Origin of the sequence: Helicobacter fennelliae, from assembly GCF_900451005.1 — a bacterium.
Taxonomy (GTDB): domain Bacteria; phylum Campylobacterota; class Campylobacteria; order Campylobacterales; family Helicobacteraceae; genus Helicobacter_B; species Helicobacter_B fennelliae.
The window spans coordinates 26,511-51,146 of record NZ_UGIB01000002.1; the positions used below are offsets into that span (position 1 = coordinate 26,511).

The 24,636-nt window shown below is 38.8% G+C and carries 28 protein-coding genes; 9 read left to right on the top strand and 19 right to left on the bottom strand.

Annotation, left to right across the window (positions count from 1 at the left end; genetic code table 11):
* Positions 1–11: 11 nt before the first annotated feature.
* The 3 genes from DY109_RS10435 to DY109_RS10445 form a co-directional block, all read right to left on the bottom strand.
* Complete coding sequence (locus DY109_RS10435) at positions 12–686, bottom strand: thiol:disulfide interchange protein DsbA/DsbL (RefSeq protein WP_023946964.1); 675 nt, start codon at positions 684–686, stop codon at positions 12–14.
* Positions 687–768: 82 nt separating this feature from the next.
* Entirely contained in the window at positions 769–2,781 is a 2,013-nt protein-coding gene (locus DY109_RS10440) for an ATP-dependent helicase (protein ID WP_023946962.1), read from the bottom strand.
* On the bottom strand, positions 2,781–6,512 hold the full coding sequence (locus DY109_RS10445; protein WP_023946960.1) for a YhdP family protein: 3,732 nt from the start codon (positions 6,510–6,512) through the stop codon (positions 2,781–2,783). Before DY109_RS10445 ends, DY109_RS10440 begins: the two co-directional genes overlap by 1 nt.
* Between DY109_RS10445 and mltG the strand changes: the two genes are divergently transcribed.
* On the top strand, positions 6,457–7,395 hold the full coding sequence (gene mltG / locus DY109_RS10450; RefSeq protein WP_081714866.1) for an endolytic transglycosylase MltG: 939 nt from the start codon (positions 6,457–6,459) through the stop codon (positions 7,393–7,395). The genes DY109_RS10445 and mltG overlap by 56 nt on opposite strands.
* A 106-nt stretch (positions 7,396–7,501) precedes the next feature.
* Here mltG and DY109_RS10455 read toward each other — a convergent pair whose 3' ends face one another.
* Both DY109_RS10455 and rsmH read right to left on the bottom strand, forming a co-directional pair.
* Positions 7,502–7,813, bottom strand: coding sequence for a DUF948 domain-containing protein (locus DY109_RS10455; RefSeq protein ID WP_023946956.1), 312 nt, complete (start codon positions 7,811–7,813; stop codon positions 7,502–7,504).
* A gap of 42 nt (positions 7,814–7,855) precedes the next feature.
* Positions 7,856–8,791 carry a 16S rRNA (cytosine(1402)-N(4))-methyltransferase RsmH gene (rsmH, locus tag DY109_RS10460; RefSeq protein WP_409365447.1) on the bottom strand — a complete coding sequence of 312 codons (936 nt, stop codon included), beginning with the start codon at positions 8,789–8,791 and terminating at the stop codon, positions 7,856–7,858.
* Positions 8,792–8,954: 163 nt separating this feature from the next.
* Here rsmH and DY109_RS10465 point away from each other — a divergent pair, with 163 nt between their 5' ends.
* Positions 8,955–9,284 carry a histidine triad nucleotide-binding protein gene (locus tag DY109_RS10465; RefSeq protein ID WP_023946952.1) on the top strand — a complete coding sequence of 110 codons (330 nt, stop codon included), beginning with the start codon at positions 8,955–8,957 and terminating at the stop codon, positions 9,282–9,284.
* A 63-nt stretch (positions 9,285–9,347) separates the two neighbouring features.
* On the opposite strand, the gene DY109_RS10470 is transcribed toward DY109_RS10465, so the two are convergent.
* The 5 genes from DY109_RS10470 to DY109_RS10490 are packed head-to-tail and all read right to left on the bottom strand — an operon-like array spanning position 9,348 to position 13,211.
* A complete protein-coding gene (locus DY109_RS10470; RefSeq protein ID WP_023946950.1) occupies positions 9,348–10,346 on the bottom strand; it encodes a pseudouridine synthase family protein in 999 nt (332 codons plus the stop codon).
* 18 nt (positions 10,347–10,364) lie between these two features.
* A complete protein-coding gene (locus DY109_RS10475; RefSeq protein ID WP_023946948.1) occupies positions 10,365–10,925 on the bottom strand; it encodes a 2-oxoglutarate:acceptor oxidoreductase subunit OorC in 561 nt (186 codons plus the stop codon).
* 3 nt (positions 10,926–10,928) lie between these two features.
* Complete coding sequence (locus DY109_RS10480) at positions 10,929–11,759, bottom strand: 2-oxoglutarate ferredoxin oxidoreductase subunit beta (RefSeq protein ID WP_023946946.1); 831 nt, start codon at positions 11,757–11,759, stop codon at positions 10,929–10,931.
* 1 nt (position 11,760) lies between these two features.
* Positions 11,761–12,885: a 2-oxoglutarate synthase subunit alpha gene (locus tag DY109_RS10485; RefSeq protein WP_023946944.1), complete on the bottom strand. Its 1,125-nt coding sequence runs from the start codon at positions 12,883–12,885 to the stop codon at positions 11,761–11,763.
* Positions 12,885–13,211 carry a 4Fe-4S binding protein gene (locus tag DY109_RS10490; RefSeq protein ID WP_023946942.1) on the bottom strand — a complete coding sequence of 109 codons (327 nt, stop codon included), beginning with the start codon at positions 13,209–13,211 and terminating at the stop codon, positions 12,885–12,887. Before DY109_RS10490 ends, DY109_RS10485 begins: the two co-directional genes overlap by 1 nt.
* Before the next feature lie 386 nt (positions 13,212–13,597).
* Between DY109_RS10490 and DY109_RS12185 the strand changes: the two genes are divergently transcribed.
* Complete coding sequence (locus DY109_RS12185) at positions 13,598–13,789, top strand: hypothetical protein (protein ID WP_023946936.1); 192 nt, start codon at positions 13,598–13,600, stop codon at positions 13,787–13,789.
* Between the two features lie 26 nt (positions 13,790–13,815).
* Positions 13,816–14,163, top strand: coding sequence for a methyltransferase family protein (locus DY109_RS12190; RefSeq protein ID WP_023946934.1), 348 nt, complete (start codon positions 13,816–13,818; stop codon positions 14,161–14,163).
* 268 nt (positions 14,164–14,431) lie between these two features.
* On the opposite strand, the gene DY109_RS10500 is transcribed toward DY109_RS12190, so the two are convergent.
* The 3 genes from DY109_RS10500 to DY109_RS11725 all read right to left on the bottom strand — a co-directional run bounded on the left by DY109_RS10500 (position 14,432) and on the right by DY109_RS11725 (position 15,570).
* A complete protein-coding gene (locus DY109_RS10500) occupies positions 14,432–14,755 on the bottom strand; it encodes a hypothetical protein (RefSeq protein WP_023946931.1) in 324 nt (107 codons plus the stop codon).
* 277 nt (positions 14,756–15,032) lie between these two features.
* Entirely contained in the window at positions 15,033–15,449 is a 417-nt protein-coding gene (locus DY109_RS10510; protein WP_147277907.1) for a hypothetical protein, read from the bottom strand.
* Positions 15,334–15,570, bottom strand: a complete 237-nt coding sequence (locus tag DY109_RS11725; protein WP_034549327.1) for a hypothetical protein — start codon at positions 15,568–15,570, stop codon at positions 15,334–15,336. The genes DY109_RS10510 and DY109_RS11725 overlap by 116 nt, the downstream gene beginning before the upstream one ends.
* Before the next feature lie 105 nt (positions 15,571–15,675).
* Between DY109_RS11725 and DY109_RS12410 the strand changes: the two genes are divergently transcribed.
* The 5 genes from DY109_RS12410 to DY109_RS10535 all read left to right on the top strand — a co-directional run bounded on the left by DY109_RS12410 (position 15,676) and on the right by DY109_RS10535 (position 19,734).
* On the top strand, positions 15,676–15,801 hold the full coding sequence (locus DY109_RS12410) for a hypothetical protein (RefSeq protein ID WP_023946924.1): 126 nt from the start codon (positions 15,676–15,678) through the stop codon (positions 15,799–15,801).
* Between the two features lie 73 nt (positions 15,802–15,874).
* Positions 15,875–17,605 (top strand): glutamine-hydrolyzing GMP synthase, encoded by a 1,731-nt coding sequence (guaA, locus tag DY109_RS10520; RefSeq protein WP_034549326.1) that lies wholly within the window; start codon positions 15,875–15,877, stop codon positions 17,603–17,605.
* A gap of 13 nt (positions 17,606–17,618) precedes the next feature.
* Positions 17,619–18,449 carry a type II restriction endonuclease gene (locus tag DY109_RS10525; protein ID WP_023946920.1) on the top strand — a complete coding sequence of 277 codons (831 nt, stop codon included), beginning with the start codon at positions 17,619–17,621 and terminating at the stop codon, positions 18,447–18,449.
* Entirely contained in the window at positions 18,446–19,294 is an 849-nt protein-coding gene (locus tag DY109_RS10530) for a DNA-methyltransferase (protein WP_023946918.1), read from the top strand. Before DY109_RS10525 ends, DY109_RS10530 begins: the two co-directional genes overlap by 4 nt.
* A complete protein-coding gene (locus tag DY109_RS10535; protein WP_023946916.1) occupies positions 19,291–19,734 on the top strand; it encodes a GNAT family N-acetyltransferase in 444 nt (147 codons plus the stop codon). Before DY109_RS10530 ends, DY109_RS10535 begins: the two co-directional genes overlap by 4 nt.
* A 166-nt stretch (positions 19,735–19,900) precedes the next feature.
* Here the strand turns inward: DY109_RS10535 and DY109_RS10540 are convergent, their stop codons facing one another.
* The 6 genes from DY109_RS10540 to DY109_RS10565 form a co-directional block, all read right to left on the bottom strand.
* Positions 19,901–20,470, bottom strand: a complete 570-nt coding sequence (locus tag DY109_RS10540; RefSeq protein ID WP_023946915.1) for an RBBP9/YdeN family alpha/beta hydrolase — start codon at positions 20,468–20,470, stop codon at positions 19,901–19,903.
* 128 nt (positions 20,471–20,598) lie between these two features.
* On the bottom strand, positions 20,599–21,657 hold the full coding sequence (locus DY109_RS10545) for a pyridoxal-phosphate-dependent aminotransferase family protein (protein ID WP_023946912.1): 1,059 nt from the start codon (positions 21,655–21,657) through the stop codon (positions 20,599–20,601).
* On the bottom strand, positions 21,654–22,361 hold the full coding sequence (locus DY109_RS10550; protein WP_023946910.1) for a phosphocholine cytidylyltransferase family protein: 708 nt from the start codon (positions 22,359–22,361) through the stop codon (positions 21,654–21,656). The genes DY109_RS10545 and DY109_RS10550 overlap by 4 nt, the downstream gene beginning before the upstream one ends.
* The gene (locus DY109_RS10555; RefSeq protein ID WP_023946908.1) at positions 22,358–22,837 is read right to left on the bottom strand and encodes a class I SAM-dependent methyltransferase; all 480 of its coding nucleotides are present in this window, start codon (positions 22,835–22,837) and stop codon (positions 22,358–22,360) included. Before DY109_RS10555 ends, DY109_RS10550 begins: the two co-directional genes overlap by 4 nt.
* Complete coding sequence (locus DY109_RS10560) at positions 22,830–23,132, bottom strand: hypothetical protein (protein WP_023946906.1); 303 nt, start codon at positions 23,130–23,132, stop codon at positions 22,830–22,832. Before DY109_RS10560 ends, DY109_RS10555 begins: the two co-directional genes overlap by 8 nt.
* Positions 23,122–24,570 (bottom strand): thiamine pyrophosphate-dependent enzyme, encoded by a 1,449-nt coding sequence (locus DY109_RS10565; protein WP_023946904.1) that lies wholly within the window; start codon positions 24,568–24,570, stop codon positions 23,122–23,124. The genes DY109_RS10560 and DY109_RS10565 overlap by 11 nt, the downstream gene beginning before the upstream one ends.
* Between the last annotated feature and the right edge of the window lie 66 nt (positions 24,571–24,636).

Sequence of the window (24,636 nt, forward strand, 5' to 3'; positions counted from 1 at the left end):
TTGAATAGAATCTATTTTTTTAGCAATTCTTGGATTTTAGATTCTAGATCTTGAAGTGAAGAGATTGATTTCGTGTAAATAAGATATTTACCATTGACAATAAATGCTGGCACGCCTTGAATAGTCGCTACATTATAGCTCGCTTCCCATTCTGTAAGGATAGCTTTTACATCTGCATCATCAAGTGCTTTATTGAATTCTTCAAGGCTGATTCCCGCTGCATCAAGTCCTGTTTTTAAGAAGCCATCTACATCTTTTCCATCTTTCCAGCGATTCTTTTTTGCATGGTATTGCTCAAAATACGCATGTTCTGCTTTTTGAAAAGAAGATTTGTCAGTATCATTAATGTCGATTCCAGCTTTTTTGTCTTTTGCCATAGCTACGGCATACACTTGGCTTGCTTGCTTACCATAATCACCTTTTTGCTCTAAGTGGTAAGGTTTGAAAGTTACGCCTTTTGGAAGGTTTTTGATGATTTCTGGAATGAATTTTGAGTATTTATAGCAAAATGGACATGCATAGCTATATACTTCAATCACTGTGTTTTGTGCGTTTGGAATTTCTTCTTTTAAAACAACATAATCTGTCCCTTCTTTGACATCTGCATTTGCAATGCTTAAACTCATAGCAATAGCACTTACGCTAAGAAGAACTTTACTCCATAAACTCGTTTTGAGAGATTTCATTTTTGACTCCTATTTTTTAAATTTGGAAGTCTTATTATTTATCTTTTGTGTAACAAAAAAATAACAATACACTTTTTATTAGTTATTTTTCAAGCATTTTTGCTTCATAAAGAAAAATAGAAGGCTCATACTGAATGTTTTTGAGAGAATCTTTTTTGGCATAGGAGAGATAGAGAATCTCTTTGGCTCTTGTGGTGGCTACATAAAACAGCCTCCGCTCTTCTTCGAGGCTTCCGCTTTTTGTCATGAGTTTGAGATTTGGAAATCTTCCTTGCATAAGGTCGATTACAAACACCATTCCAAATTCTAAGCCTTTGCTTGCGTGAATGCTTAAGAGATTGACGCCATTGCCTTGAGAGTTTTCATTAGAGCTTAGAATCATCGCATTCAAAAAGCTTCCTAGATAGTCATAATGATTGGCAATATCTTGCAATAAAAGTATTTTGCGCTCGATTCTCTCTTTTGCTTCTTGCTGTTTATCGATTTGGATTTCGCCATTTTTGTCTCGCGCGCGCTGGATACATAATTCATCAATAATCTGTCTATAAAACTTATCCTTAGCGATTGCAGCAATCAAAGATTTTGGATTTGAGTGTGAGCGGTTTGAATGTATAAGATGAAAAAAATCATTTAAAAATTTTGCGCCTTGGGCGTTGAGCTTGGGGTGTGAGAGGATTGGGTGTGAGGCAAAAGATTCTGAAAGAAGTGCATCAAATCTCTTAGAATCTTGTAGTATAAAAAAATCATCAAAAAGCCCGAGTTGCGCGCTTTTGCTTCGTTGTAAATAAGGTCTTTCATTATTGGGGTGCAATAGCCCATGATTTGCATTGCCATTGCCTAATCGCACGAGTGCTTCAAAGATTTCTTTGGCGGTAGAATTGCCTATGCTAGAGCCATAGCTTAATGTATGGATATATGCCATCATATCTTTGTGATTATAAATAAGCGCGCAAATATCAAGGATAAGTGCGATTTCTTTGGAGTCAAAAAAGCTTGTGCCACCTTTGCGTTTGGAAGGGATATTTAGCTCGCGCAATGACGCTTCACAACCATCAGCTGATGAGTTGTTTCTAAAAATAATAGCAATATCTTCAAGTGGATAATTTGCTGTGAGGATTTTTTTGGCGATACTTTGGTATTGGGTAAATAAATCATCATACACAAGGAGCTTTGGCAAAATGGGTTCTTGGGTTTTGACTACTTCAAGAGATTTGTGGTAAATGCGCTCGTTGTTTTGGATTACGCGATTTGCCAAATCAAGAATATATCTTGTCGAGCGGTAGTTTTTTGTCAATGTAAAGACTTGAGAATCTGCATATACTTTTGAAAAATTTGAAATGATTGAAATATCTGCACCATTAAAGGCATAAATGCTTTGGTCATAATCTCCCACACAAAAAAGACTCTTTGGGTTAAGTGAAGTGATGACATGATTTTGTAATGGGTTTGTATCTTGGTATTCATCGCACAAAATCTCTTTGTATTGGCATTCTATTTGTCTCATTTCATTGGCGTATTCGATTAATAAGTCGTTGTAATCCATATAATTGTATTCTTTTTTGAGTGCTTGGTATTCATCAAAGATATGCTCGTAAATATCGACATATTGGCTATGATCAGAGCCTTTGTTTTCAAGCCATTGGCTTAGGGTTTCATTGTTTTGAGAATTTAAAAAAAGCGAGTATATATCAAAGAGATATTCAGCAGAATAGGGCTTCACAGAGCCTATATCTTTGTATATATGCCTTTCAGCGATACTTTTAAAAAGGATTTTGAGCTCTCGTGGCTGCTTGAGTGTGATAGAGTATTTGTTTTTGAGATAGCGGTATGAGACAGCATGAAAAGTGCCAGATTCTATTTGTTTGGCGATAAAGCCAAATTTTTTCTCAATCCTTGCGATCATTTCAAGCGAGGCTTTATTAGTAAAAGTCAGAAGTAAAATCTCCTCTGCTTTGATTCCGTTGTGGAGGAGGTAGGCTATGCGTCCGACAATGGTTGAGGTTTTGCCTGTGCCAGCGGAGGCGATGACAAGATTATGCCCCATTCTTGCAGTTGCCGCGCTAAGCTGCTCGGCATTGAGATTGGAGAGAGGCATTAATCTATACCCTTTCTCATTTCATCAACAATCATATCTATCGGCGAAAACACTCTTTCTATGATTTTAAGCGGGGTTTTTAATAAATCTTCAGCTAAGCTGACTTGGGTTTTTGGATTAGATATTGTGCCTTTGATGCCCACTTGCGTTGTTACTTTGCCCTCTTCGCCTAAGATAAGATAGCCTGCTATTGGGATTTTATTGAGGATTCCGCTTAGGCTTTTGAGCGTTGAGATTGAAAGCCCAATATCCACTTCTCCACTCTCAAGCTCGATGACTCCATCACCTTTGACATCCATAGTTTTGCCAACAAGATTTATAGATTCTAGTCCGACATATTGAGTGTTAAGCGAGATTAAGATTTTGCCTTTGGAGACTTCATAGCCTTGCGCACCTAGGTTTGGATTCCTAAACATAATCAATGACGGAATAGTATCAATAAGGCTGATGACATTTTGGATAATCGCAAACCCTTTGAAAGTCGTGTTTTGCATAGTTACTTCGCCATTAAATACATCTTGACGATAGATTCCATTGATGCCAAATAATCCGCCTTCAACGATATTGCTTTTGATGACTTTATTTAAAAATTCACTACTGAAATTTCCAGCCTTAAATAAAACATTTCCTCGGATAATATCAATATTAGCGATACCATTTTTGTAAGTCGCATCAGCTACTATGCGACCATCTCGGATTTTTGCATTGACTTCATCAAATGGCAGAATAATATCTTTGAAAAATCCAGTTGTGTTTTGCGCATCGATAGAGACAATACGTGGCTTAATGCCATTTTGTCGCTCATAACGTCTTTTTTGACGCAAAAAAGCATTTTCGTTTTGGATTTGCTCTTTGCTAAAGACTTCTGTTTTGCCACCGGGTGCGTTAAAAATATTTTCAATCGCCGGCACTTGGCTTGTAAGCAGCATATTAATATCAATATCGATATTTTTAAATGTCGTCCATACGCTATTATCAACAAATTGCAAAGCAATAAGATCATCATCAGATTTGACATTAAGTTTGCCATTATGCAAATCACCATAAAACGAGAAATTGCGGATAACTTGCCCTTTTTTATTGAGGATAAATGAGGGGTAATTTAAGATATTGATTTTGAATTTAAAATTTGTCGCATCTTGAAGATAAATCAGCGCATCGCCTTCTTTTAACCCCAAAAAATTCATCAATGGAGAATATGGAGAAAATTGCGAAAAGTCAGCGATATTGAAGCGGATTTCATCGCTAAAAATATCGATATAAGTTTTGAGCTGCTCGATATTGATATGAATCGTTGGTGTGGAGAAATCAACTTGTATTTGCAATGGCGGAAAATCCTCTTGCGTAGCCTTGAAAATATCATAAGTGAATTTATCATTTTCTTCTTCTTGGATAAGCGCGATAATGGCTTTTTGCATTTGCTCTTGGCTCATTGGTTTTTTGAAATCAAGCTTTAGGGCGGATTTATGTGTGGGTTTATTTGCGGTATTTATGGTGGGTTGCTCTGTTTTTTTTGCGGTTTGCTCTAGATTCTGGTTTGACTCATCTGGCTCATTTAGCTCTTGATTTGCTTGGCTAGATTGTGCTTGATTTGTGGTTTGCGAACTAGAATCTAATGAGCTAGAATCTAATGGGGCAGAATTTTGAGTATTGGTAGATTCTGAAATGCCACTAGATTCTTTGGTGTTTTGTGTGCTTTGTAGATTCTGGTTTATGTTTTGATTTGGATTTATATTTTGGTTAGATTGCGGGGTTTTGGGCTCATTGATTTGAGTGCTATCTTTTGTGTTGTCTGTGTCGTTATTTTTATTATTATTTTGGTTATCTTGGTCGTCATCTTGGAGATTGAGTGTGGATTCTTCTGGGGCAAGCGATGTATCTGGCTTGGCAAAAGTTGGCAGGTTCGCTTCTGCTTCCGTTTTTGTTGGCGCGTTTGGATTCTCTATTTGTATAGATTGGGGTTGTGCGGGCTGGGGTTGCGCTGGTTGAGGCAAGGTTGGTGATAATGGCACATCAGTTGAGGTCGCGTTATTCTGGGCGTAGTGGATATGATGAATGTATTTTAGTGTTGATTGCAAAGATGAGGCGATAATGTGGTTGAAATTTTGTGTGATTGGATTTGTGGGGGGTTCTATTGATTCATTTAGATTCTGCGGGTTCTCTAGATTTTCTGAATTTTCTAGATTCTGCTGATTTTCTTGATTTTGGTTCTCTTGGCTCTTGGATTTGTCTTGAGATTCTGCTGACTCAAAGGTATCAGAATCTATTTTATCTAGGTTTTTGAAAATATCTTGAGGGCTAAGGAGTTGCTGGTTTATCTCGGGATTTGTGCTGACTCGCAATGCATGCACGATAAGATTTGTCGTAAGCTTTTTATCTAAAAGATTGATTTTTGTTTGCGTATCAATATCAAACATATTTTGATACGTTGTGTGGATTGTATTGATATTGATTCCATACTCGCCTGCAAGTGGATTGATAGCAATCATTGCTTGAGCTTGTTTGGTCGCTACATAAGTATCTGCGACATAGACTATTCCATTTTCAAGCGTGATAGAGCCTTTGGTGCCGACATTTGTAGCGTTTGGCGCAAAGCCTAGCGAGATGAGTATATCGCCAGTGATGTTTCCTTGTATGGAATCAACAGGGATTGCTATTCCAAAATGATGAAGCATTTGTTTTAGTTCTTGATTGTATATTAGATGATTTGAAAGCAAGGCAATATGAAGCGTTGGGATCTCATCTTCAAGCACAAAGCTTAGATTTGAGCCTTCAAGATTGTTGTTTGCGTAAAGTGGCTGTTTGAAAGAAAGCAAGGCTTTAGAATCTACAATCTCGAGTTTGGCTTCTTCAGCGGTAATATTTGGCAAGCTAGATTCTAGTGAATATTGGGGTTTATTTATGATGAGGTTGAGTTTTGTGTTTTGCAAAAGGCTTTTATAGAAATTTCTTGTATTGAGTTGGAGATTGAAGCTCGCGTTTTTTAGCTCGATAGAGTCGTATTTCAAGCTATCAAAAAACCACTTGTTGAGGGTTATTATCATCTGCTCGGATAGATTCTGCTCGATGAGCTGATGGAGGAAGTCAAGATTTTTGAGTTTGGAGGTTTTGGTTTGCACATGCAATGTTTTGAAATTTGTTGAGCCTTGCAAAAAAAATCGCGTTATTTTTTCTTGCTGAGGAGATAGCACAAGTCCAAAGCCTAATTGCTTATCAGAAGGCGCATAAATAAGCCTTCCTGCTATATCAATGCTTGAATGAAGCAAGGCTAATTGCTTGATGTCGATGAGGATTTTGTCGTCTTTGTTTTGAATGTCAAAAACAGCTTTGACTTGCGGAAAGGTGAGCGCGTATTGCTTGCCATTATAATCAATCGACGCCTCATAATCGCTATTTAAGATGATATTTTTGACTTTGAGCTCTTCAAAATACGCAATACCCCATAACACATATTTGACATAATCGCTCACTTCCTGTATGTCAAATGATGAATCATCAAGATTGGTGGATTGTTTTTTGGCTAAAATTTTTGAAATATCTATTTGCTGAATGTGTAAAATAAATTTATTGTTTAGTTTTAGGTAGAATCCGCTTATTTGAATATTGGCAATTTTGATTTGTTTGATATTTATGCCATTTGACAAAAGCATAAAACCACCAAAAAGGGTAGAAAGAATGATAAAAAGGATAATAAAAATATTAAGTCTTCTTTTGGATACTGCTTTGCTCATTGTTTTAATTGTTTTCTTTTATTTGGCTTTGGAGATAAAAACAACGCCCATTGTCTCTATTCCTTCGGGTTCTATTTCGTCGATTATAACATATCTATCAAAAAATAATTTTGATATTAATCAAATTGACAAAAATATATTGCGGATTCTAGGCAAGCCTCAAAGTGGGCTGATTGATATGGGAGGAGAGCGCATTGCTAAGGGGGATTTTTTGTATCGCCTTGTCAATGCAAAAGCCGCACAAAATAAAATCGTGCTGATTCCGGGCGAGACTTTGTATTTTTTTATCCAAGATATTGCAGTAAAGCTTTCGCTTGATGAAAATAAGCTCAAAGAGAGTTATAGCAAATACGCACCTTATGAAGATGGAGTGATTTTTCCAAATACTTATAAGATTCCAATAGGCATTAATGAGGAAAGTTTGATGATGAATTTGGTGCAGCAATCCTTAAAAATACACCAGAATCTTGCCGTAAAATTACTTGGTAGCTATAAGCAAGAGGAGTGGTTTAGATATATAACAATAGCATCTATCATACAAAAAGAAGCCGCAAACAAGCAAGAAATGCCACTTGTATCGGCTGTCATCTTCAATCGTTTAAAGCTCAAAATGCCTTTGCAAATGGACGGCTCGCTTAATTATGGAGCGTATTCGCACACCAAAATCACACCCCAACGCATTAGAACTGATCCAACGCCATTTAATACATACCGCAACAAAGGCATTCCGCCATATCCTGTCGGAAGCGCGAGTATCGAGGCGATTAGAGCGGCTGTAAATCCAGCTGATGTGGATTATTTGTATTTTGTGCGCAATAAAAATGGCGTGCATACTTTTAGCACAACCTATAAAGAGCATTTGGATAATATTCATTTTCCATGAGATTTTGGGATTCTAGAATCTAGATTTTTGCTTTGTGCTACTTGAAAAATTTGCCTGTGTATTTTGTTTTATTATTACGTTTTGCTTGCGAGGTGCGATAAGGCATTTAAGGTGCCACTTGAGATTCTAAGGCTTTGAGATTTTGCTTGAGATAGTTGTAGCGCAATATTTCGCGCTCGTTACTTAGTCGTTTGTTTTCTTCTTTGAGTAGATCGCTTTGGGTTTGGAGTTTATTGATGTCGCGACTCAAATAATAAATCGTGCTGCTAAGATAGATTTTGGGGACGCAGATAAAAAGCCCCGCAAGCAAAAACACAAACGCATAAATAAGCGCGCTAATGCTTAGCCCTCTTTGAGTGCTCTCCTCTCCGATAGAAAGCCCGTTTTTTTCGTCATACTCGATTCTTACATCATTCATTTTTTCTCCTTATATTGCCCTTGATATTCTTAAGATTTTATTTTATGTTTTATCCACCACAAATGCTCGCAGTTTTGAGCTTCTTGAACGTGGATTTGCACGCAATTCATTTTGGCTTGGCGTGATTGGCTTTTTGGTTAGAATCCGCCCTTTAGCGTGGTTATTACCACATTCGCAACGATAGGCATTTGGATCGCAGATACAGCTTTTGCTCCATTCTCTAAAAGTCTCTTTTGTGATCCTATCTTCTAAAGAATGAAAGCTTATCACGTCTACAATCGCGCCGCTAAGCTCGTGAAAATATTTGGCAATGGTATTGAAAAAACGCTTTAATTCTCCTAATTCGTCATTGACTTCGATGCGCAATGCCTGAAATGCCAAAGTGGCAGGGTTGATTCTAGGATTGCTAAAATGTTGTGAAAGAAACGCGCTCAAATCTTTTGCGCTCGCAAATTCGCGTGATTTCAGCAAGCGCGCAAGCTTTTTGTATTCTTTTATCTCGCCATACTCTCTAAACACCCGCTCTAGCTCAAATTGCGAATAATGACAAAGAATGTAGTGAGCATCAAGATTCTGGTTTGTATCCATTCGCATATCAAGGTTTTCACTCTTGAAACTAAACCCGCGCTCAAGACTATCAAGCTGCAATGAGCTTACGCCAATGTCAGCTAGGATTCCTACGACTTTTTTTTGAGATTTAAATGCGCGATGCAGTGCGACTTCTAGCTGATAGCCAAAGCCACCTTGCAGAATCTGCACCCTATCGCTAAAATTTTTTAGATTCTGCTTAGCGATAGCTATGGCTTGAGTGTCTTTGTCTATGCCAATAAGTGTGATGTTTTTGTGTCGTGCTAAAAGTGCTTGAGAATGCCCGCCTAAGCCAAGCGTGCAGTCGATAAAAACGCCATTAATGTTATTACCAATAGGCTCAAACAGCGCACACACTTCATCTAAAAGCACAGGTATATGTCTCATCATAATCCTAGAATCTAAAATAATTCGCAATCATAGCAAACCAAAGCTTAAGGAGATAAATGTGCTTTTTTTGTGTGGATTTTGATGTGTTTAGTGATTTGATATACAATTCAAAATCCGCGTCAAAAATGCGCGTAGGATTGAAGTTAGGACTAAAGGAGCAAAAATGAGTGTGTTTTCAAAAATCATCAAAGGCGAAATCCCTTGCAAAAAAGTGTATGAAGATGAGGAATTTTTGGCGTTTTATGACATCGCCCCAAAAGCCAAAGTGCATATCCTTGCAATCCCCAAAAAAGAGCTCAAAGATTTTAATGCGATAGATTCTGCCCTTATGGGTAAAATGAGCGCATTTATACTCAAAGTCGTAGAAATCGCTGGAATCAAAGAGAGTGGCTATCGGCTCGTTACAAATATTGGTGCAAATAGCGGGCAGGAAGTGCCGCATTTGCATTTTCATATTTTGGGTGGTGAGAGATTGGGTGGCAATTTTGCGTGAGATGGACTTAAGACTTTGTGGCTTGCTTGAGTTTGGATTGTTTTGTATTGTGGAATTTAGATTCTAAAAACTTCCTACTTGTGCCAAATCCAAATCACAATCCCACCAATTCAATACATGCAGGCTTTGCGTCGTGCAAATATGATATGTAATGCCCTTAAAGCAGAATCTAAGCGCATACGCATGCAGGCATAAAAATTTATCAGCATACAAATCGTTGAGTGCGGGGTTTTGCTCTATGTGTGGATTTGGCGCAAATTTATGCGAATACGACTGAAAGCTGGCTTTGATTTCATCAAGATAGCGCATACTTTGCGCATCATCATCGCTATACAAAAAATCATTGACAATCGGATAGCCACTATACCAAAGGTGAAGCCGAATCTGATGCGTCCTGCCTGTGAGTGGGATCACCTTGACAAAAGTGCAATCACCATGATATGCAATAGGAATTACAATCGTTGTGGCTAGCTTGCCTTGTGGGTGGATTTGTGAGCGAATGCAAAGATTTTTTCTTGCGAGTTTATCAGCCTTGGTGGGTTCTTTGATAGGAGCTTGTATTGTTATAGATTCTGATAAATGTCCTCTAATCTTTGCAATATAGAGCTTTTGGACTTGCTTTGCCATAAACATATCTTTCAAAGCGCGCTCATTTGCATATCCTCTCCCTGCAAGCACAATCCCGCTTGTCTCGTAATCTAGGCGATGAATAGGCTTTGTGTGCGAGTCAAAATAAAACATCATAGAATCTAAAAGGCTCTTATGCAAAAAGCTTCCCTTTGGGTGAATCAAGAGCTTTGGTGGCTTATTAAAGCAAGCAAAATCTTTTGTGATAAAAAACGGCTCTATCAGCTCATTTGCTTGATAAAACCGCTCTTCAAAATAAGTCAGACGCACAAGCCCTTGCAGAATCTGAGATTTTTTTACAGGAATGTTATTGTGTTTGAGTCGCTTTTTGTCGATGATTTTTTGCGCGAGATGTGGCGGATACCCCAATTGCTTCAAAAAAAGAGTCGCTTTTATCGGGGTATGGAGGTAAAAATCTTTTTGGATAAAAGGCATAGGCTTAAGCCCTAGAATCTAGCTTTTGTTTTTTAACGCCTCATTTGCGTATTTTTCGCCAAGTTCAAATGCTTTCTTATTGAGTTCTACGACTTTGGCAGGCACTTTGGAAATCATTGTTTGATAGACCAAATCTCTATCGACACAATGTGTGAAAGCCACCGTAACGCCAAGTGCGACGACTGATTGCGTAACGACATTGCCTACTTCTTCTTTGGCTATGGTGATGATAGGAATATGATAGATTCTAAATTTTTGCTCATCTTGAGGTGTTGGCTTGACTAAATTTGGCTCAACGACAATGATCCCGCCATCTTTGACGCCACTTTTGAATTGATCGTAGCTTACTTGCGCGGTGGAGAGCATAAAGCTTATCTCCCCTTCGATTGCATACGGATATAAAATCTCTTTAGAATCTAGCAAAATATCGACTTTTGTAGGACCTCCACGCACTTGTGAAGTATAAGTAGAAGCCTGAATCCCATAGCCTCCTGCGCGGATTCTGGATTCTGCGAGAATCTCCCCTGCAAGCAAAACCCCTTGTCCTCCTACTCCTGTAAATCTAAGTTGCGCTTCCATAAATTAATGTCCTCCCTTTTTTTGCTGTGCTTTTTGGATGACTTCATCATACGCCTTGCAATACTCCATTTTGCTTGTATCATGCTTGAGGATTCCGGTTGGAAATTTGCCATTTTGCTCTTCTGGTGATAATTCATCAAACTTGCGCTTTGTCATAATTCGAGAATCTATCCATTTGAGTGTCTGCACCGCTTCGCCCATTTTGTTTTTGCGCCCGAGATTGATATGGCAGTTGCTATGAATGTCAAAAAAGCTAAAGCCCTCATGCTTAAAGCCTTCCAAAAATGCTTTCTCAATTCTTTTAGGATCAATTACAGATTCTCGTGCGATAAAAGTTGCTCCTGCCGCATCTGCGAGAGTGCATGGATTAAAATTATTATCGATATTGCCATATTGGGCTGTAACAGTCCACATTCCTTTTGGGGTTGTGGGCGAAGTTTGCGAGTTTGTCAAACCATAAATAAAATTATTTACAAGCACAAAATTAATATCAATATTTCTCCTACACGCATGCATTGTGTGATTGCCACCGATAGCAAGCGCATCACCATCGCCACTAACGACAATCACATGTTTATCAGGATTAGCAAGCTTTATACCTGTGGCATAAGCCACAGCGCGTCCATGTGTCGTATGCACAGTGTTGCAATTCACATAAGAGCTCATTCGCCCACTGCAGCCAATCCCACTCACCAAACACACATCGTCCATTTTCCAGCCAAGCGCGTCAATCGTGCGGATTATGGATTTTAAAATCACACCATCGCCACAGCCCCAACACCAAAGTGTAGGCATTTTATCTGCACGCAAATATTCATCATAATTAAAAGCCATTTTATATCTCCTTAATTCGTTCAATGATCTGATTTGGAGCGATACTTCGCCCATTTGCTTGCCCCATAAATTCTACCTTGCGCTCCAAAATCCGCTCGATTTCCTCAAGGTATTGTCCTTTATTGAGCTCGATCACAATGATTTTTTGGTATTTTTTGCCTAATTCTTTGAGTCGTGTTTTGGGACTTGGCCAAATCGTGATAGGGCGAAATAACCCGACTTTTTTGCCCATTGCCCGAAGATGAGGAATCGCCTCTTTGACTGCTAATGCACTCGATCCATACGCAATAACCACAATCTCTGCATCTTCTAGCTCAAATTCCTCATTTTGACAAATGCTTGATTCTCTAGATTCTATTTTGTTAAACAATCGATCAATAAGAGCCTGCCCCATTTTCGCATCTTCTGTCGGAAAGCCTAGCGGTCCGTGATGCAATCCTGTGATATGATAGCGATACCCTTTAAAAAATGGATTTAATATCGCCCCTTCATTTGCACCAACTTCATACGGCTTGTAGTCTTTTGGATCACCGGTAAATACGCGACGATTGATGATATTTTTTTGCACTTCTTCCAAATCCGGAATGTAGGTTTTGCCATACATATGTCCTATGGTTTCGTCCATCATCAAAAATACCGGTGTCATCAGCTCTTCTGCCAAATTAAACGCACGCACTGTTTGTGTATAGGATTCTTCAAGGTTACCCGGAGCGATAGCCACAGATTTAAAATCGCCATGTGTTGGGTGCTTCAAAAAGTTAATATCGCCTTGTGCTACGCGAGTTGGCATTCCTGTTGAGGGACCAGAGCGCATAACATCAGCAATCACCAAAGGAATCTCTGCCATAAATGCAAGCCCGATTTGCTCAACTTTAAGCGAAATGCCCGGTCCAGAACTTCCAGTCATCGCCTTAACCCCGCTCATAGAAGCACCCAAAGAAACAGATATACCACTGATTTCATCTTCCATTTGGATAAATTTACCACCATATTGCGGAAGCAAAACGCTCATCTCATGCATAATATCAGATGATGGCGTAATAGGATACCCACCATAAAATCTACAACCCACATCAATAGCCGCTTTTGCTACTAATTCATTTCCACCAGAAATCACTTCTCGCATTATTCTTCCTTTTTATCAATAATCATAAAATTGTTTTCCCGAACTTTTTGGGCTCTTTCTTGGGCTTCTTGAGTGAGTTTTGCAAATTTAAACTCTTTCCTATCGGCAACATAAATTGCAAAATCTGGACAATGCAATTCGCATTCGCAACACCCTATGCAGCTCTCTGGGTGAGCGACCTCAATGACTTTCCCCAAAACCTTATGGTGATCCAATCTCATTCCCAAAACTCCCGCAGGGCAACGAGAAACACATATATCACAAGCTTTACATCGTGTCTCATTGACCCACACAGGCGTTTTATCTGGAGCAATCATATTTGACATTTTGTCTCCTTTAATTCCTTTGTTGTGCTTTGCAATTTAGATTCTGCATTATGCCAAAATACAAGCAGAATCTAAAAATCCTAAGATTATACTCAAACTTCCTATTTATTTGCATTAACAATGCAAGTTTGATACAAAACTACTTAAAGCCACCTTATTTAGTAAAATATTTTTTTACCTTTTAGAGATTTTAGATTCTCGTTTGGAATTTAGATTTTGCATTATTTATGGTTTGAGTGTTGCGAAGTGATTATGGATTCTATGAGTGTATAAAGTTTATGTGATTTTTATAAAACATAAAGTAAAATCCAAATTTTTATGTGCGTTTAAAGCACCAAATAAAAATCAAGTTAAACCAAACAAAAATAAAAAATTAAGGAGAGCGTATGACTTTGCAAAAATCTTTAATTGCAGAGGGTGATTTTCTGTTTCGATACAGAAGTTATTTGCCTTTGGTGATGATTCCTTTGCTTCTTTTGAGTGTGTATTTTTATGGTTCGCCTTTATTTGAGAGTGATCCTAAAGGCGATAGTGGCGGTATTGTCGGGGGGGGGGGGCAATTTATAACATTCCTCTAATTGTTACAGCTCTTGTAGTTGGGCTTTTGGGGCAGACTATACGCACTCTTGTCGCAGGTGTCGTCCCAGCAGGCACTTCCATAAAAGGCACCAAAGCCCAAGAAGCAGTCAGTCTCAATACCACAGGGCTATATTCTGTATGTAGAAATCCCCTCTATTTAGGCAATTTTTTTATGATGCTTAGCCCTGTGATTTTGAGTGGCAATTTTCTTTTTATCCTTGTTTTTGTTCTAGCATTTTGGCTGTATTATGAGCGAATCGTGAGTGCTGAAGAGGCGTTTTTGACACAAAAATTTAGAGAGGAATACCTAACTTTGCCAATCAAACTTCTTGCTTTATACCATCGTTTAAAAACTTCAAAAAAGCAGCCCTAGAATTTAGCTTCAAATCTATACTAAGACGCGATATAACGCTTTTGTGGATCAGGCACATCTTTGTTTGTGCTTCATTATGGCATTGTTTTGATTCTGACAAAAGGCGATTTTGTCGCTCCTAATTGTATTTTGACGATATTTTTTGTGATAAGTTTTGCAAATTTCCTTATCTGTTGCTTTATCAAAAAACACACTAAGATTTTAGATGTCAAAGGTCGCTAAGATTTGCAACATAGACTAGATTTACTTGCAATAATAACAAAATTTATCACAATCCTAGAATCTCGCAGATTTTTGCACAGATTTTTTGGCTTTGAGAATCTATTTTGGCTTGAGATTCTGTGCTTTGGTTTTGTGTGATTGGGTGAAAATCCTCAAGCCGCAGTAAATGCGCGTGCGGATAAAATATGCTTGCAGGAGATTCTAGTCTGCCCCAATGCCAGTCAAAATATTTTGGCAAAAGCACAAAAGTAGGCACGCCAACGCAAAGTGCCAAATGCGCGATCGCGCTATCAATGCAAACAAGCAAATCCACTTCTTTGAGCGCCTTGTAAGTATCGAGCCAATCGCTAAATTTCAAGCCACAATCCACAATGCCTGCTTTGTGTAATTGCTCTTGCTATTTTTTTGTCTGAGCCCCCCACCCAATCGCATTTTTGGGCACTTGAAAGGAGAGAAGCTCAATGTGTGAATCGGGCAAAAATTTTAACATATCAAGCAAAAATGTGAGTGAGAGATTTCTTGAACGGAAATCGTTATAATCAAGCTCCGTATCCCAAAAAAGCGCGATTTTTTTGTGTGATTTGTGGTGCTTTGGGGGTTTTGGCTTGATTTTATGCTTGAGTTTGTGCAAGAATTTATATTAGATTCTATATTGGAATCCATATTAAATTCTGCGTTGGATTCTGCGCGAGATTCTGTATGAGATTTTGAGGGTCTTTTAGATTCTCAAAGCATTCGCACAAAACTTCAAGCACTTGGGGCTTGAATACAGATTCTAGCGCACTAGAATCTAGCGCGCTTGTGTGAGAGTTAAGATTCTCACAGATTTCGCACGCTTTGTCATATATGCCATTTAGTGCGTAAGCTTTGGCAAGGCAGAGTGCGTGAAAAGCCGAAGGGTCGCACTCATAAGCAAGAGTGCAAAGTTGCAATGCGCTTTGAGCGTTTTTACACAAAAGCGCGCACAGACTGGCAAACTCGATAATCTCTTGAGATTCTACTTGTGCTTGATTTGGTGTGTTGTCTCTGCTTTCTGTTATGGTTTTTGATGTGTTTTTTGTCATAAGGCATTTGTCCTGTAAGCACTTGCTTTGCAAGCTCTAAACCCTGCGCGTAGTCTCCTGCTATAAGCGCACAAAGGACGCCATCACGCACTTTGCGCACTTCTTTTGCCACCGCTTCCATCGCCTTATTTGGTATTTACTCTCCTTATTTTGATTTGTCGCCTTATCGTTTTTATCGTTTTGTCGCGCCCATCTGCCTAATCACACATACCTAAATTGCGCTTCTATGCAGACTTTTATTATTTGTTTGGGCTTGTGTAGCAAAATCCGTGCCTTTAGAATCTGCTTTAAGCTAGAATGTGCTAAGATTGCGATTTTAGATTCTCTGACTTTAGAGTGGGATTTTGCTTAGTGGTAATTTTGGCAGAATCCGCAATTTGCAACAATATAAAAATATTTTGAGTTTAAAGATTTTGGGAGGCAGTATGAATACACAAATTTTGGTGCTTGACTTTGGCAGTCAATACACGCAGCTTATCGCGCGTAGGCTTAGAGAATGCGGAATCTACACAGAGATAATGCCCTATAATGCAAGCATAGAATCTATCCGCGCTAAACGCGCACGCGGGCTAATACTTAGCGGCGGACCTGCAAGCGTGTATGAGGAGAATGCCTACAAGCTAGATTCTGCGATTTTCACACTGGGCGTGCCAATCCTTGGAATCTGCTATGGTATGCAGTATATCGCACATTTTTTTGGCGGAAGTGTGGTAAGGGCAGAGGCACAGGAGTTTGGCAAAGCGGTTTTAGAAATTGCGGATTTAAATTTGGCGTTGTTTAAGGGTGTAAAGCAAGATTCTATCGTGTGGATGAGCCACGCGGATAAGGTGGAGTCTCTACCTAGCGGCTTTGTGGAATTAGCTAAAAGTGGAAATACGCATTATTGTGCTATCGCGGACTTTAAACGAAATGTATATGCTTTGCAGTTTCACCCAGAAGTCGTGCATAGTGAGTGTGGCGGAGAGATTTTGCGGAATTTTGCTGTGGGGATTTGTGGGGCAGATACAAGCTGGAATATGCGGAATTTTGCGGAAAGTGAGATTGCAAAACTGCGTGAAAAAGTGCTTGGGGATTCTAAAAAAGTGGATTCTAAGCCAACGCAAGAAAATCTACAAGAAAAAGGGTTAGATTCTAATGCGGAAGGATTTTGTGATGATTTTAAGGGTTGTGCAGATTTTGAAGCAAGGAGTTTATTAAACATAAATGACGAAGCTACAAAATCAAACTCCCTTAAAAGCACGCAAAAGCCAACGCAGAAAGTGTTGTGTGCTGTGAGTGGGGGCGTAGATTCTAGCGTGGTAGCCATACTTCTTTATCGTGCCATAGGGGAGAATCTTATCCCTGTTTTTGTGGATACTGGGCTTTTAAGAAAGGGGGAGAGAGAAGCGGTAGAAGCGATGTTTAAAGAGAATCTAAAAGTGCCTTTGATTGTAGCAGACGCAAAAGAGCTATTTTTAGGAAGGTTAAAGGGTGTTACAGAGCCTGAGCAAAAGCGAAAAATAATTGGTGAAACCTTCATAGAAGTCTTTGAAGCTGAGGCTAAAAAGCACAACACAAAAGGTGAAATAAAATTCCTAGCACAAGGCACACTCTACCCTGATGTGATTGAATCTGTGAGCGTGAAAGGTCCTAGCAAAACGATAAAAAGCCACCATAATGTCGGCGGACTGCCTGAATGGATGAAGTTTGAGTTAATCGAGCCTTTAAGAGAGCTTTTTAAGGACGAGGTAAGGGCGTTAGGCAGAGAATTAGGAATGCCTGAATCTATGCTTATGAGGCACCCTTTCCCCGGACCCGGACTTGCCATACGCATTATGGGCGAGGTGAATGCGGCGGATTTAGAGCTATTGAAAGAAGCGGATTCTATCTTTATAGAAGAGCTGCATAAATGGGGTTTGTATGATAGCGTGTGGCAGGCATTTTGTGTGCTTTTAAATGTGCGAAGTGTGGGCGTAATGGGCGATAACCGCACTTATGATAATACTATTTGTGTAAGAGCCGTGGAAGCACAAGATGGAATGACAGCGACTTTTTCGCATCTGCCCTATGAGCTACTAGAAAATATCAGCCGCAGGATAATTAATGAAGTCTCAGGCATAAACCGCGTGGTGTATGATATAAGCTCTAAACCGCCTGCTACGATAGAGTGGGAGTAGGGGAAGGTTAAGCATGAGAAATAGATTGGATTTTGAAAAATTTATAACTACCTTAAGGTCTAGTAATAGAACCCTATCTTTTTATGTAGATTGGCAAAAGTGTTTAAAAAATCGTGATGAAATAAGCATTTCTTTAAATCATCTAAATTTTTTACTTGGCAAAGAAAAAACTGAGTTAAAACAAAATATAACAACGCTTTTTAAAGAATATCCAAAGGCGTTTGAGTGCTTGCATATTATTTTGTCTGTGCGAGATGAAAAGGATATTTTATTTGATGAATTTGGCAGACAAAGAGCTTTAAATTCTTATTTTTCTAGTATAGAAGGAATTTATACTTTTATTTGCGAAAGTGGCTTAGCTGAAATATTTGCAGATAAAAAAATCAAAGATTTAAATGATTTTGTCTTCGGTATAGAAGTAGGACTTGATAGCAATGCACGCAAACAACGAAGTGGTAAAATTATGGAAAACCTCATCGCACAAATTTTTACAAAGGCTAATTTATATTTTAAAGAACAAGTAAATATTAAAGATTTTTCAGATTTACACAAGGCTTTTGGTGATGATATTAAAAAATTTGATTTTGTAATTTTTGCAGAACAAAAAAGTTATTTTATAGAATGTAACTTTTATTCTGTTGGTGGAAGCAAACTCAATGAAACTTCAAGAGCCTATCAAGATTTAGCCCCTAAATTTGAGAATTTTTCAAATTATGAATTTATTTGGATAACTGATGGGCGAGGTTGGTTATCAGCCAAAAACAAACTTCAAGAAGCCTATAAAAGTGTAGAAATTTATAATCTTAACAATATACAAGATTTTATCTCAAAGATAAAAAAATGACAGCTCCTCAAATTAATTTTAAACCCCCAACCTTTGAAAGTAAAGACAAACAATTTATCCTTTATCAAGGCGATTGCAACGAGTTTTTACCAAAGTTTAAAGGAGAATTTGACTTGCTTTTTGCTGATCCGCCTTATTTTCTTTCAAATGATGGCTTAAGCATTCAAAGTGGCAAAATTGTAAGTGTTAATAAGGGCGAGTGGGATAAGGAGGCAAGTATTAGTGATATTGATGAGTTTAACACGCAGTGGATACAAAATGCTAAAACCGCCCTAAAAGATACAGGAAGTTTGCTTATAAGCGGAACTTATCATAATATCTTTTCGCTTGGTAGAGTCTTGCAAAAGCTTGATTTTAAGATTTTAAATATTATCACTTGGCAAAAGACTAATCCTCCACCAAATTTTAGCTGTCGCTATCTGACACACTCAACCGAGCAAATTATTTGGGCGAGAAAATCAGCCAAACACAAACATATTTTTAATTATGATTTGCTGAAAAAACTTAATAATGACAAACAAATGCGTGATGTTTGGGCTTTTCCCGCGATTGCTCCTTGGGAGAAAATAAATGGCAAACACCCTACTCAAAAGCCTTTAGCTTTACTTGTCCGCCTTCTTTTAATGGCAAGTAATACAAACTCGCTCACAGGCGATCCTTTTAGTGGCAGTGCGAGCACAGGCATAGCGGCAAATCTCTTGGGACGAAAATTTATAGGCTTTGAAAAAGAAAGCGAGTTTGTAAAAATCTCGGTGGCAAGAAAACTGGAGCTTGAAAAAAATAGTGAAATGATGAAAAATAAAATAAGAGATATAAAATTCTTGCAAAATTTGGGCTTGTTTTGAAACTTAAAAACTACAATAGCTCTTATCACGAGGCTTTGCTAGGCTTGTTTTATAATACTCTTAAAAATGTAAATATTAAAGATTATAGTAAAGAGCAGATTTTAGCGTGGGCTAAAGCTCTTAATGTCCAAGAATTTGATATAAAACTCAAGCAAAATCACACTCTCATAGCCTGTAAAGATAGAGAAATTCTAGGTTTTGCAAGTATGAAAATACAAGATGATTTTGCTTTGCTTGAGTATCTTTTCATCTCTTATAAGCACCAAAGACAAGGCATAGCAAGTTTGCTTTGTGAAAATGTAGAAAGCAAGATAAAAACTCCTATCATCACTTATGCTTCACTTAGTGCAAAGGGCTTTTTTGAAAAAAGAGGTTATATGTGCTTAAAAGAAAATAAGGTGCAAAGAAGTGGCATTGAACTTGTAAATTTCACTATGTAAAAAGCTTAATGTATAGTGAAAATACAGCAAAAGATACAACAAAAAAGATGAAACCATAGAATATCTGCATATTTAGTCAATCTAATAAAACGCAGGTGGTAGATTATTTAGATAGCCAAGATAAAAATAAACACCACTTTATTAAAAGCGTGTTTGAGCTAATAATTCATTCCCCCAGCATTGCTTGCATTTTCTCCAACACCAGTGGGAAGGTTGTGAAGCCATTGGATTCCATAAAATGCCCGCCTGTTTGCGTTTGTATAAATTCTGCGCCTAGATTTTCTGCGAGCTCTTTGCTTAGTTCAGTTGGCACGATTGTGTCATCTTTAGCGCTTAGCACGACTTTTTGCTTGATGATTTGTCGCAGTTTTGGGTAGTCTAGCGGCTTTCGCGTAAAAGGATTGAGGCTTGGCAAAATGCTTAGGGGTTTATCAAAGCCACTCACAAGCAGCACGCCACCCACGCTAGCGACAGAATCTAGCCGCTCCACATAGCGCAAAGTCGTAATGCAGCCAAGGCTATGCCCGATAATAAAGCTGTGCTCATCCGCCACGCCGATCTGCACCTCCAAAGTCGCCAGCCACTCCTCTAGCACAGGCGCGCTAGGATTTGGCAAGCTTAGAATCTCAACGCGCACATTTTTGCTTTGCTCCAGCTCGCCCTTTAGCCACACAAACCAATGCTTGTGCGGATGCGCGTCATAGCCATGAATAATATAAACTTTTTTTGCCTGCATCGCCACTCCTTGCACTCAAAGCGATAATAAAAAATGTATTGTAGCAGATATTTTGGTGTAAAAATCGCAAATATAGCAAAACTTAAAAATCTAGTAGAATCCCACAAATCCACAAAAGCCTAAGAAATTTATTTCTCAAAATTCCTCAAAACCTCCAAAAATCCTCTTATCTCATTTTGGGTAATCGCGCCAATGTTTGCTATGCGAAACATATTTAGCCCATCGATTTTGCCCGGATAAATCGTATAGCCATGATTTTTGCAGTGTGTATGTAGAGATTCAAAGCTCATATTATTAGGTAGGGTAATAGCAGTGATGATGACGCCAAAAGATCGCTTTGGAAAAATCTCAAATCCAAGAGATTTTAAACCCTCTCTTAAAAGTGTATTATTTGCCTTGTATCGCTCAAATCGCATATTTAGCCCCTCAGCTCTTAGCTCATCAATCGCAGTTTTTAGCGCATAGATGGTTTGCACCGGTGGAGTAAATCGCATTTGAAAGTGTGCCTTAAAATATTCATATTGTGCTTTTAGATTGAGATATAGGCTTTTTGAATGGCTTGCTTTTAGGATATTGTCCTCATTTGCTATCACAAAGCTTACTCCTGCTATTGCTTGAATGTTTTTATTGCTTGAAGCGATGATAAAATCCACTTCATCAAGGTTTAGCGGATAGCACGCGTAGCTACTCATACAATCAGCGATAATTTTTGCATCTATATTTTTTGCAATTTTGCTTAAAGTATGCAAATCATTTAATAGTCCGCTTGTAGTCTCACTATGGATAATTGCGATAAAATTTGGTTGCTCTTTTTGTAAAAAATCTGCAACATCATCAAAATCAAGTGGCTCTAAAAAACTTGATTGAAACACCACAAAATTAAGCGAGTGAGCCTTTGCTATTTCTTCCATACGCTTGCCATAAGCTCCATTTGTAATAATAGCAAGCTTGTCATTTGCTCCTACGATCGAGCTTAGGGCAGATTCTACCGCCAAAGTCCCGCTTCCGCCAAATAACACGGCTTTTTTATTTACTCCACCTTGCACGAACTCTACAAGCCCATTGCTTACTTCCTCCATAGTCACGCCAAATTCCCTCTCTCTAGGGCATATATCCTCTACTACTTGCGCGAGCTTTACATTTAGTGTAGTGTTTGCAGGACCGGGATTTAATAGGACATTTGTCATTTTTTCTCCTTTGTGATTTTTAAGTCTTTAAAATCCAAATATGGGATTATTTTTTCTTGTGCGCGATGCAAATGTTCTAGGCAGTCTATCTCACACCAAATTAGATTGTTTTCTATCTTTGCTTGAAAATTTTTTAGTAAATATTCATAATCTTTTACTTTTGTAAAATCTAGCTTTTTAAAAGTATCTAGTGAAATTTTGCTTATTCCTACAAGCTCGGCATTTATAGAGTTTAGCTCGCTTTGATTTTTGGAGAGATTTTTTAGCTTAGAATCTACAATCTCTAAAAATACTTCATCGCCACTTTGTGTAAGGCTACTTGCTAGGATTAAGTCTTTGTGATTATCTTCAAGCAATGTTTTAAGAGCCTTGCTCTCATATAGCAAATCAGATTCTAAAAGCAAAAAATCTTCATCTATAATCCCCTTTAGACATTCAAGCGTATATGCACTTCCAGTATTAGCAAAATGCTCATTTTTATGCGTAAGTACATGGCTATATTTTAGGGCAAGTTTGTCGTATTCTTTGGCATTATATCCTGTGCCTATTATGATTTTATTTATTCCAAATTTACTTAAAAGAGCGATTGATCGCTCAATGAGGCTTAGCTCTAGTCCGCTAATGCGTAAAAATCCCTTAGGCAAATCACCATTTAGTCCTCTTAGTCGGCTACCAAGTCCAGCAGCTAAGATCACTGCTATCATAATTTTTCCTTACTTATTGCGCAGTTAAATCTAAAGCTAGAATTTTTATAGCCTGTTATATTTTGATCTTTTATATCACATTTTAGATTGAGGTCGTGCGCAATTTCTCTAAAAAATGATTTTTCATAATACAAATGCTTTGTTTCACCCTCATAGAGCTTTTTATATTCCTCTTCTCCGTAAGCTTTAATCTTGTAGCTTTTGTCCTCATCGCGCTTTTTAGAATCTAAAATATCCAAAAAAAGCACCTTTTTCTTTGCTTTAGCTATCATCTTATAAATCACTTCTTTTGCATAGTTTAGATTCTCAAAATAATGAAACACGCCAAAGGACGCGACGCAATCATATTGCGGATTTGTATCAAAATCTTTTGCTTGCATTTGGACGATATGAGCGTGTGGCAAGACACTTTGAGCGATAGCACAAAGATTTTTTGCATAATCAATGCCGCCAAGTCTCGCAAATCCGCTATTCATTTGCTGCTGCCCCCCCCCCCATTAATGCTTTTTCGAGCTCCATAGCATAAAGGAAAACTCCAGCTCCACAGCCCACCTCATATAGACTATCGCAAGTTTGCAAGTCTGCCCACTTGAAAGTCTCACTGACAAATTTTCTGTAATTTTCCACACTGATGGCACTCGAGCTTTTAGAATCAAACCCTGTGAGCACAAAGAGTTGCTCTAGGATTTTGTTTGCTTCTGTGTTTTTATTGATTTGAGCATTTTTGCCCGCCCAAATGTCATGCCAAGTTTTTGTTGTATTATTTTTCATTTTGTCTCCTTTGTATTTTTGGATTTGCCACAAACTCCGCAAGCCTTTGCGCCACTTGCCTTGGCGTTACTTTAGGGCGTCCTAGATTCTCTTTGCTCCCTTTGGCGATACGCAGATACACAAAGCTTGCTCCGCCACTTTTGCGCTCCAAAATGCGCTCAATCGCGTCCCTAAACTCGCCCAAATCGCGCGCATTGATGACAAGCTCATATCCACAGGATCTAGCTATTTGGCAAAAATCCACAAATGGCGAGAGGTTAAACTGCCCGCCGGTGCTGTCATGGCTTTGGTTATCAAGCAGGATATGGCAGAAATTGCCCGTGTTGTGTGCTTTGGCATAGTAGGCATTTGTGCTGAGCACACCAAGTCGCATAAGGAGCGCAGAATCTCCATCGATGGCTAGCACCTTGTTTGTGGCTTTGAGGCTTAGCCCAAGTGCTAGAGAGCTCACACAGCCCATGGAGCCGACCATGTAGAGCTGGTTTGGTGTATCATCGATCTCATAAAGCTCGCGCCCGGTTTTGCCGGTGGTGGCAAGGAGGAGGGCGGAATTTTTAAGCGCAAGATTTTGTAAGATTTCTAAAGCTTGTAATCTTGTAGGCAAGGAAATTCTAGAATTTCCGCACGCGGTTTTGGTCTCGCTTGGATTTTTTAGCGCGTTTAGAATCTCATTTGCATTCAAAAACGCCTCATTCGCAGAATCTGGCAATTTCTCATCGCAAACACTAAAATCTTTTAACCCCACCTTTGCAAATGTCCCCTCACGCACGATAAAAAAGAAGCATTGATGAGAATCTAAAACCTCTCTTGCGCGCTCTAGCTGGGCTTTTGCGACATTGATATTAGAGTCTAAAAACTCATATTCTATTTGGCAAGTCTCTAAAAGCCTATCGGTTATCACGCCCAAAAGCTCGTGCTGTGGCTCATCGGTGTTTTCTCCGCGCTCGTTGCGCTCGCCTCTAAGCGATACAAAGCCAATGATTGGAATCTTAAAAGTGTGATTTAGGCTTGTGAGGGGTGATAATGCATTACTAAGTCCGGAGTTTTGCATCAGCACACAGCCAAAATTTTTAAAAATTCTATCTTTGCGCGATAAATCGCCACGCATCGCTTCTGCTTCACTGCGACGCACATCTAGGTGCGCCTCATTCGCAGAATCTCGCAATTTCTCATCACAAATTTTAGAATTTTTACTTTGCGCGCCTAGATTCTGCAAATTTTTAGAATCCTCATTTAAAACCTCGCCTATATTTCCCATACTAGCAAGCGAGATTCCCGCAGCGATTGCCACCGCGTCGCCCTCGTTATTTGCCATGATAAAGTGCTTTGAGTTTATCGCGTAGTTTATGAGTGGCGCGAGGTAGGAGCAGGGCACACCGCTAAAATCGCAAAACCCAAGCCTGCCCAAAAGCGCGCCAAATTCGTTTGTATCAAGCATAGGATTCCTTTGGTTGTGATGATGAATTCTTTTTGTTGAATTGCCACGCTAATGCTTGCAATGACA

Coding starts and splice junctions, on each gene's coding strand:
- DY109_RS10435 (WP_023946964.1), bottom strand. CDS start 686: ATGAAATCTCTCAAAACGAGTTTATGGAGTAAAGTTCTTCTTAGCGTA.
- DY109_RS10440 (WP_023946962.1), bottom strand. CDS start 2,781: ATGCCTCTCTCCAATCTCAATGCCGAGCAGCTTAGCGCGGCAACTGCA.
- mltG (WP_081714866.1), top strand. CDS start 6,457: ATGATAAAAAGGATAATAAAAATATTAAGTCTTCTTTTGGATACTGCT.
- DY109_RS10445 (WP_023946960.1), bottom strand. CDS start 6,512: ATGAGCAAAGCAGTATCCAAAAGAAGACTTAATATTTTTATTATCCTT.
- DY109_RS10455 (WP_023946956.1), bottom strand. CDS start 7,813: ATGAATGATGTAAGAATCGAGTATGACGAAAAAAACGGGCTTTCTATC.
- rsmH (WP_409365447.1), bottom strand. CDS start 8,791: ATGATGAGACATATACCTGTGCTTTTAGATGAAGTGTGTGCGCTGTTT.
- DY109_RS10465 (WP_023946952.1), top strand. CDS start 8,955: ATGAGTGTGTTTTCAAAAATCATCAAAGGCGAAATCCCTTGCAAAAAA.
- DY109_RS10470 (WP_023946950.1), bottom strand. CDS start 10,346: ATGCCTTTTATCCAAAAAGATTTTTACCTCCATACCCCGATAAAAGCG.
- DY109_RS10475 (WP_023946948.1), bottom strand. CDS start 10,925: ATGGAAGCGCAACTTAGATTTACAGGAGTAGGAGGACAAGGGGTTTTG.
- DY109_RS10480 (WP_023946946.1), bottom strand. CDS start 11,759: ATGGCTTTTAATTATGATGAATATTTGCGTGCAGATAAAATGCCTACA.
- DY109_RS10485 (WP_023946944.1), bottom strand. CDS start 12,885: ATGCGAGAAGTGATTTCTGGTGGAAATGAATTAGTAGCAAAAGCGGCT.
- DY109_RS10490 (WP_023946942.1), bottom strand. CDS start 13,211: ATGTCAAATATGATTGCTCCAGATAAAACGCCTGTGTGGGTCAATGAG.
- DY109_RS12185 (WP_023946936.1), top strand. CDS start 13,598: ATGACTTTGCAAAAATCTTTAATTGCAGAGGGTGATTTTCTGTTTCGA.
- DY109_RS10510 (WP_147277907.1), bottom strand. CDS start 15,449: ATGACAAAAAACACATCAAAAACCATAACAGAAAGCAGAGACAACACA.
- DY109_RS11725 (WP_034549327.1), bottom strand. CDS start 15,570: ATGGAAGCGGTGGCAAAAGAAGTGCGCAAAGTGCGTGATGGCGTCCTT.
- DY109_RS12410 (WP_023946924.1), top strand. CDS start 15,676: ATGCAGACTTTTATTATTTGTTTGGGCTTGTGTAGCAAAATCCGTGCC.
- guaA (WP_034549326.1), top strand. CDS start 15,875: ATGAATACACAAATTTTGGTGCTTGACTTTGGCAGTCAATACACGCAG.
- DY109_RS10525 (WP_023946920.1), top strand. CDS start 17,619: ATGAGAAATAGATTGGATTTTGAAAAATTTATAACTACCTTAAGGTCT.
- DY109_RS10530 (WP_023946918.1), top strand. CDS start 18,446: ATGACAGCTCCTCAAATTAATTTTAAACCCCCAACCTTTGAAAGTAAA.
- DY109_RS10540 (WP_023946915.1), bottom strand. CDS start 20,470: ATGCAGGCAAAAAAAGTTTATATTATTCATGGCTATGACGCGCATCCG.
- DY109_RS10545 (WP_023946912.1), bottom strand. CDS start 21,657: ATGACAAATGTCCTATTAAATCCCGGTCCTGCAAACACTACACTAAAT.
- DY109_RS10550 (WP_023946910.1), bottom strand. CDS start 22,361: ATGATAGCAGTGATCTTAGCTGCTGGACTTGGTAGCCGACTAAGAGGA.
- DY109_RS10555 (WP_023946908.1), bottom strand. CDS start 22,837: ATGAATAGCGGATTTGCGAGACTTGGCGGCATTGATTATGCAAAAAAT.
- DY109_RS10560 (WP_023946906.1), bottom strand. CDS start 23,132: ATGAAAAATAATACAACAAAAACTTGGCATGACATTTGGGCGGGCAAA.
- DY109_RS10565 (WP_023946904.1), bottom strand. CDS start 24,570: ATGCTTGATACAAACGAATTTGGCGCGCTTTTGGGCAGGCTTGGGTTT.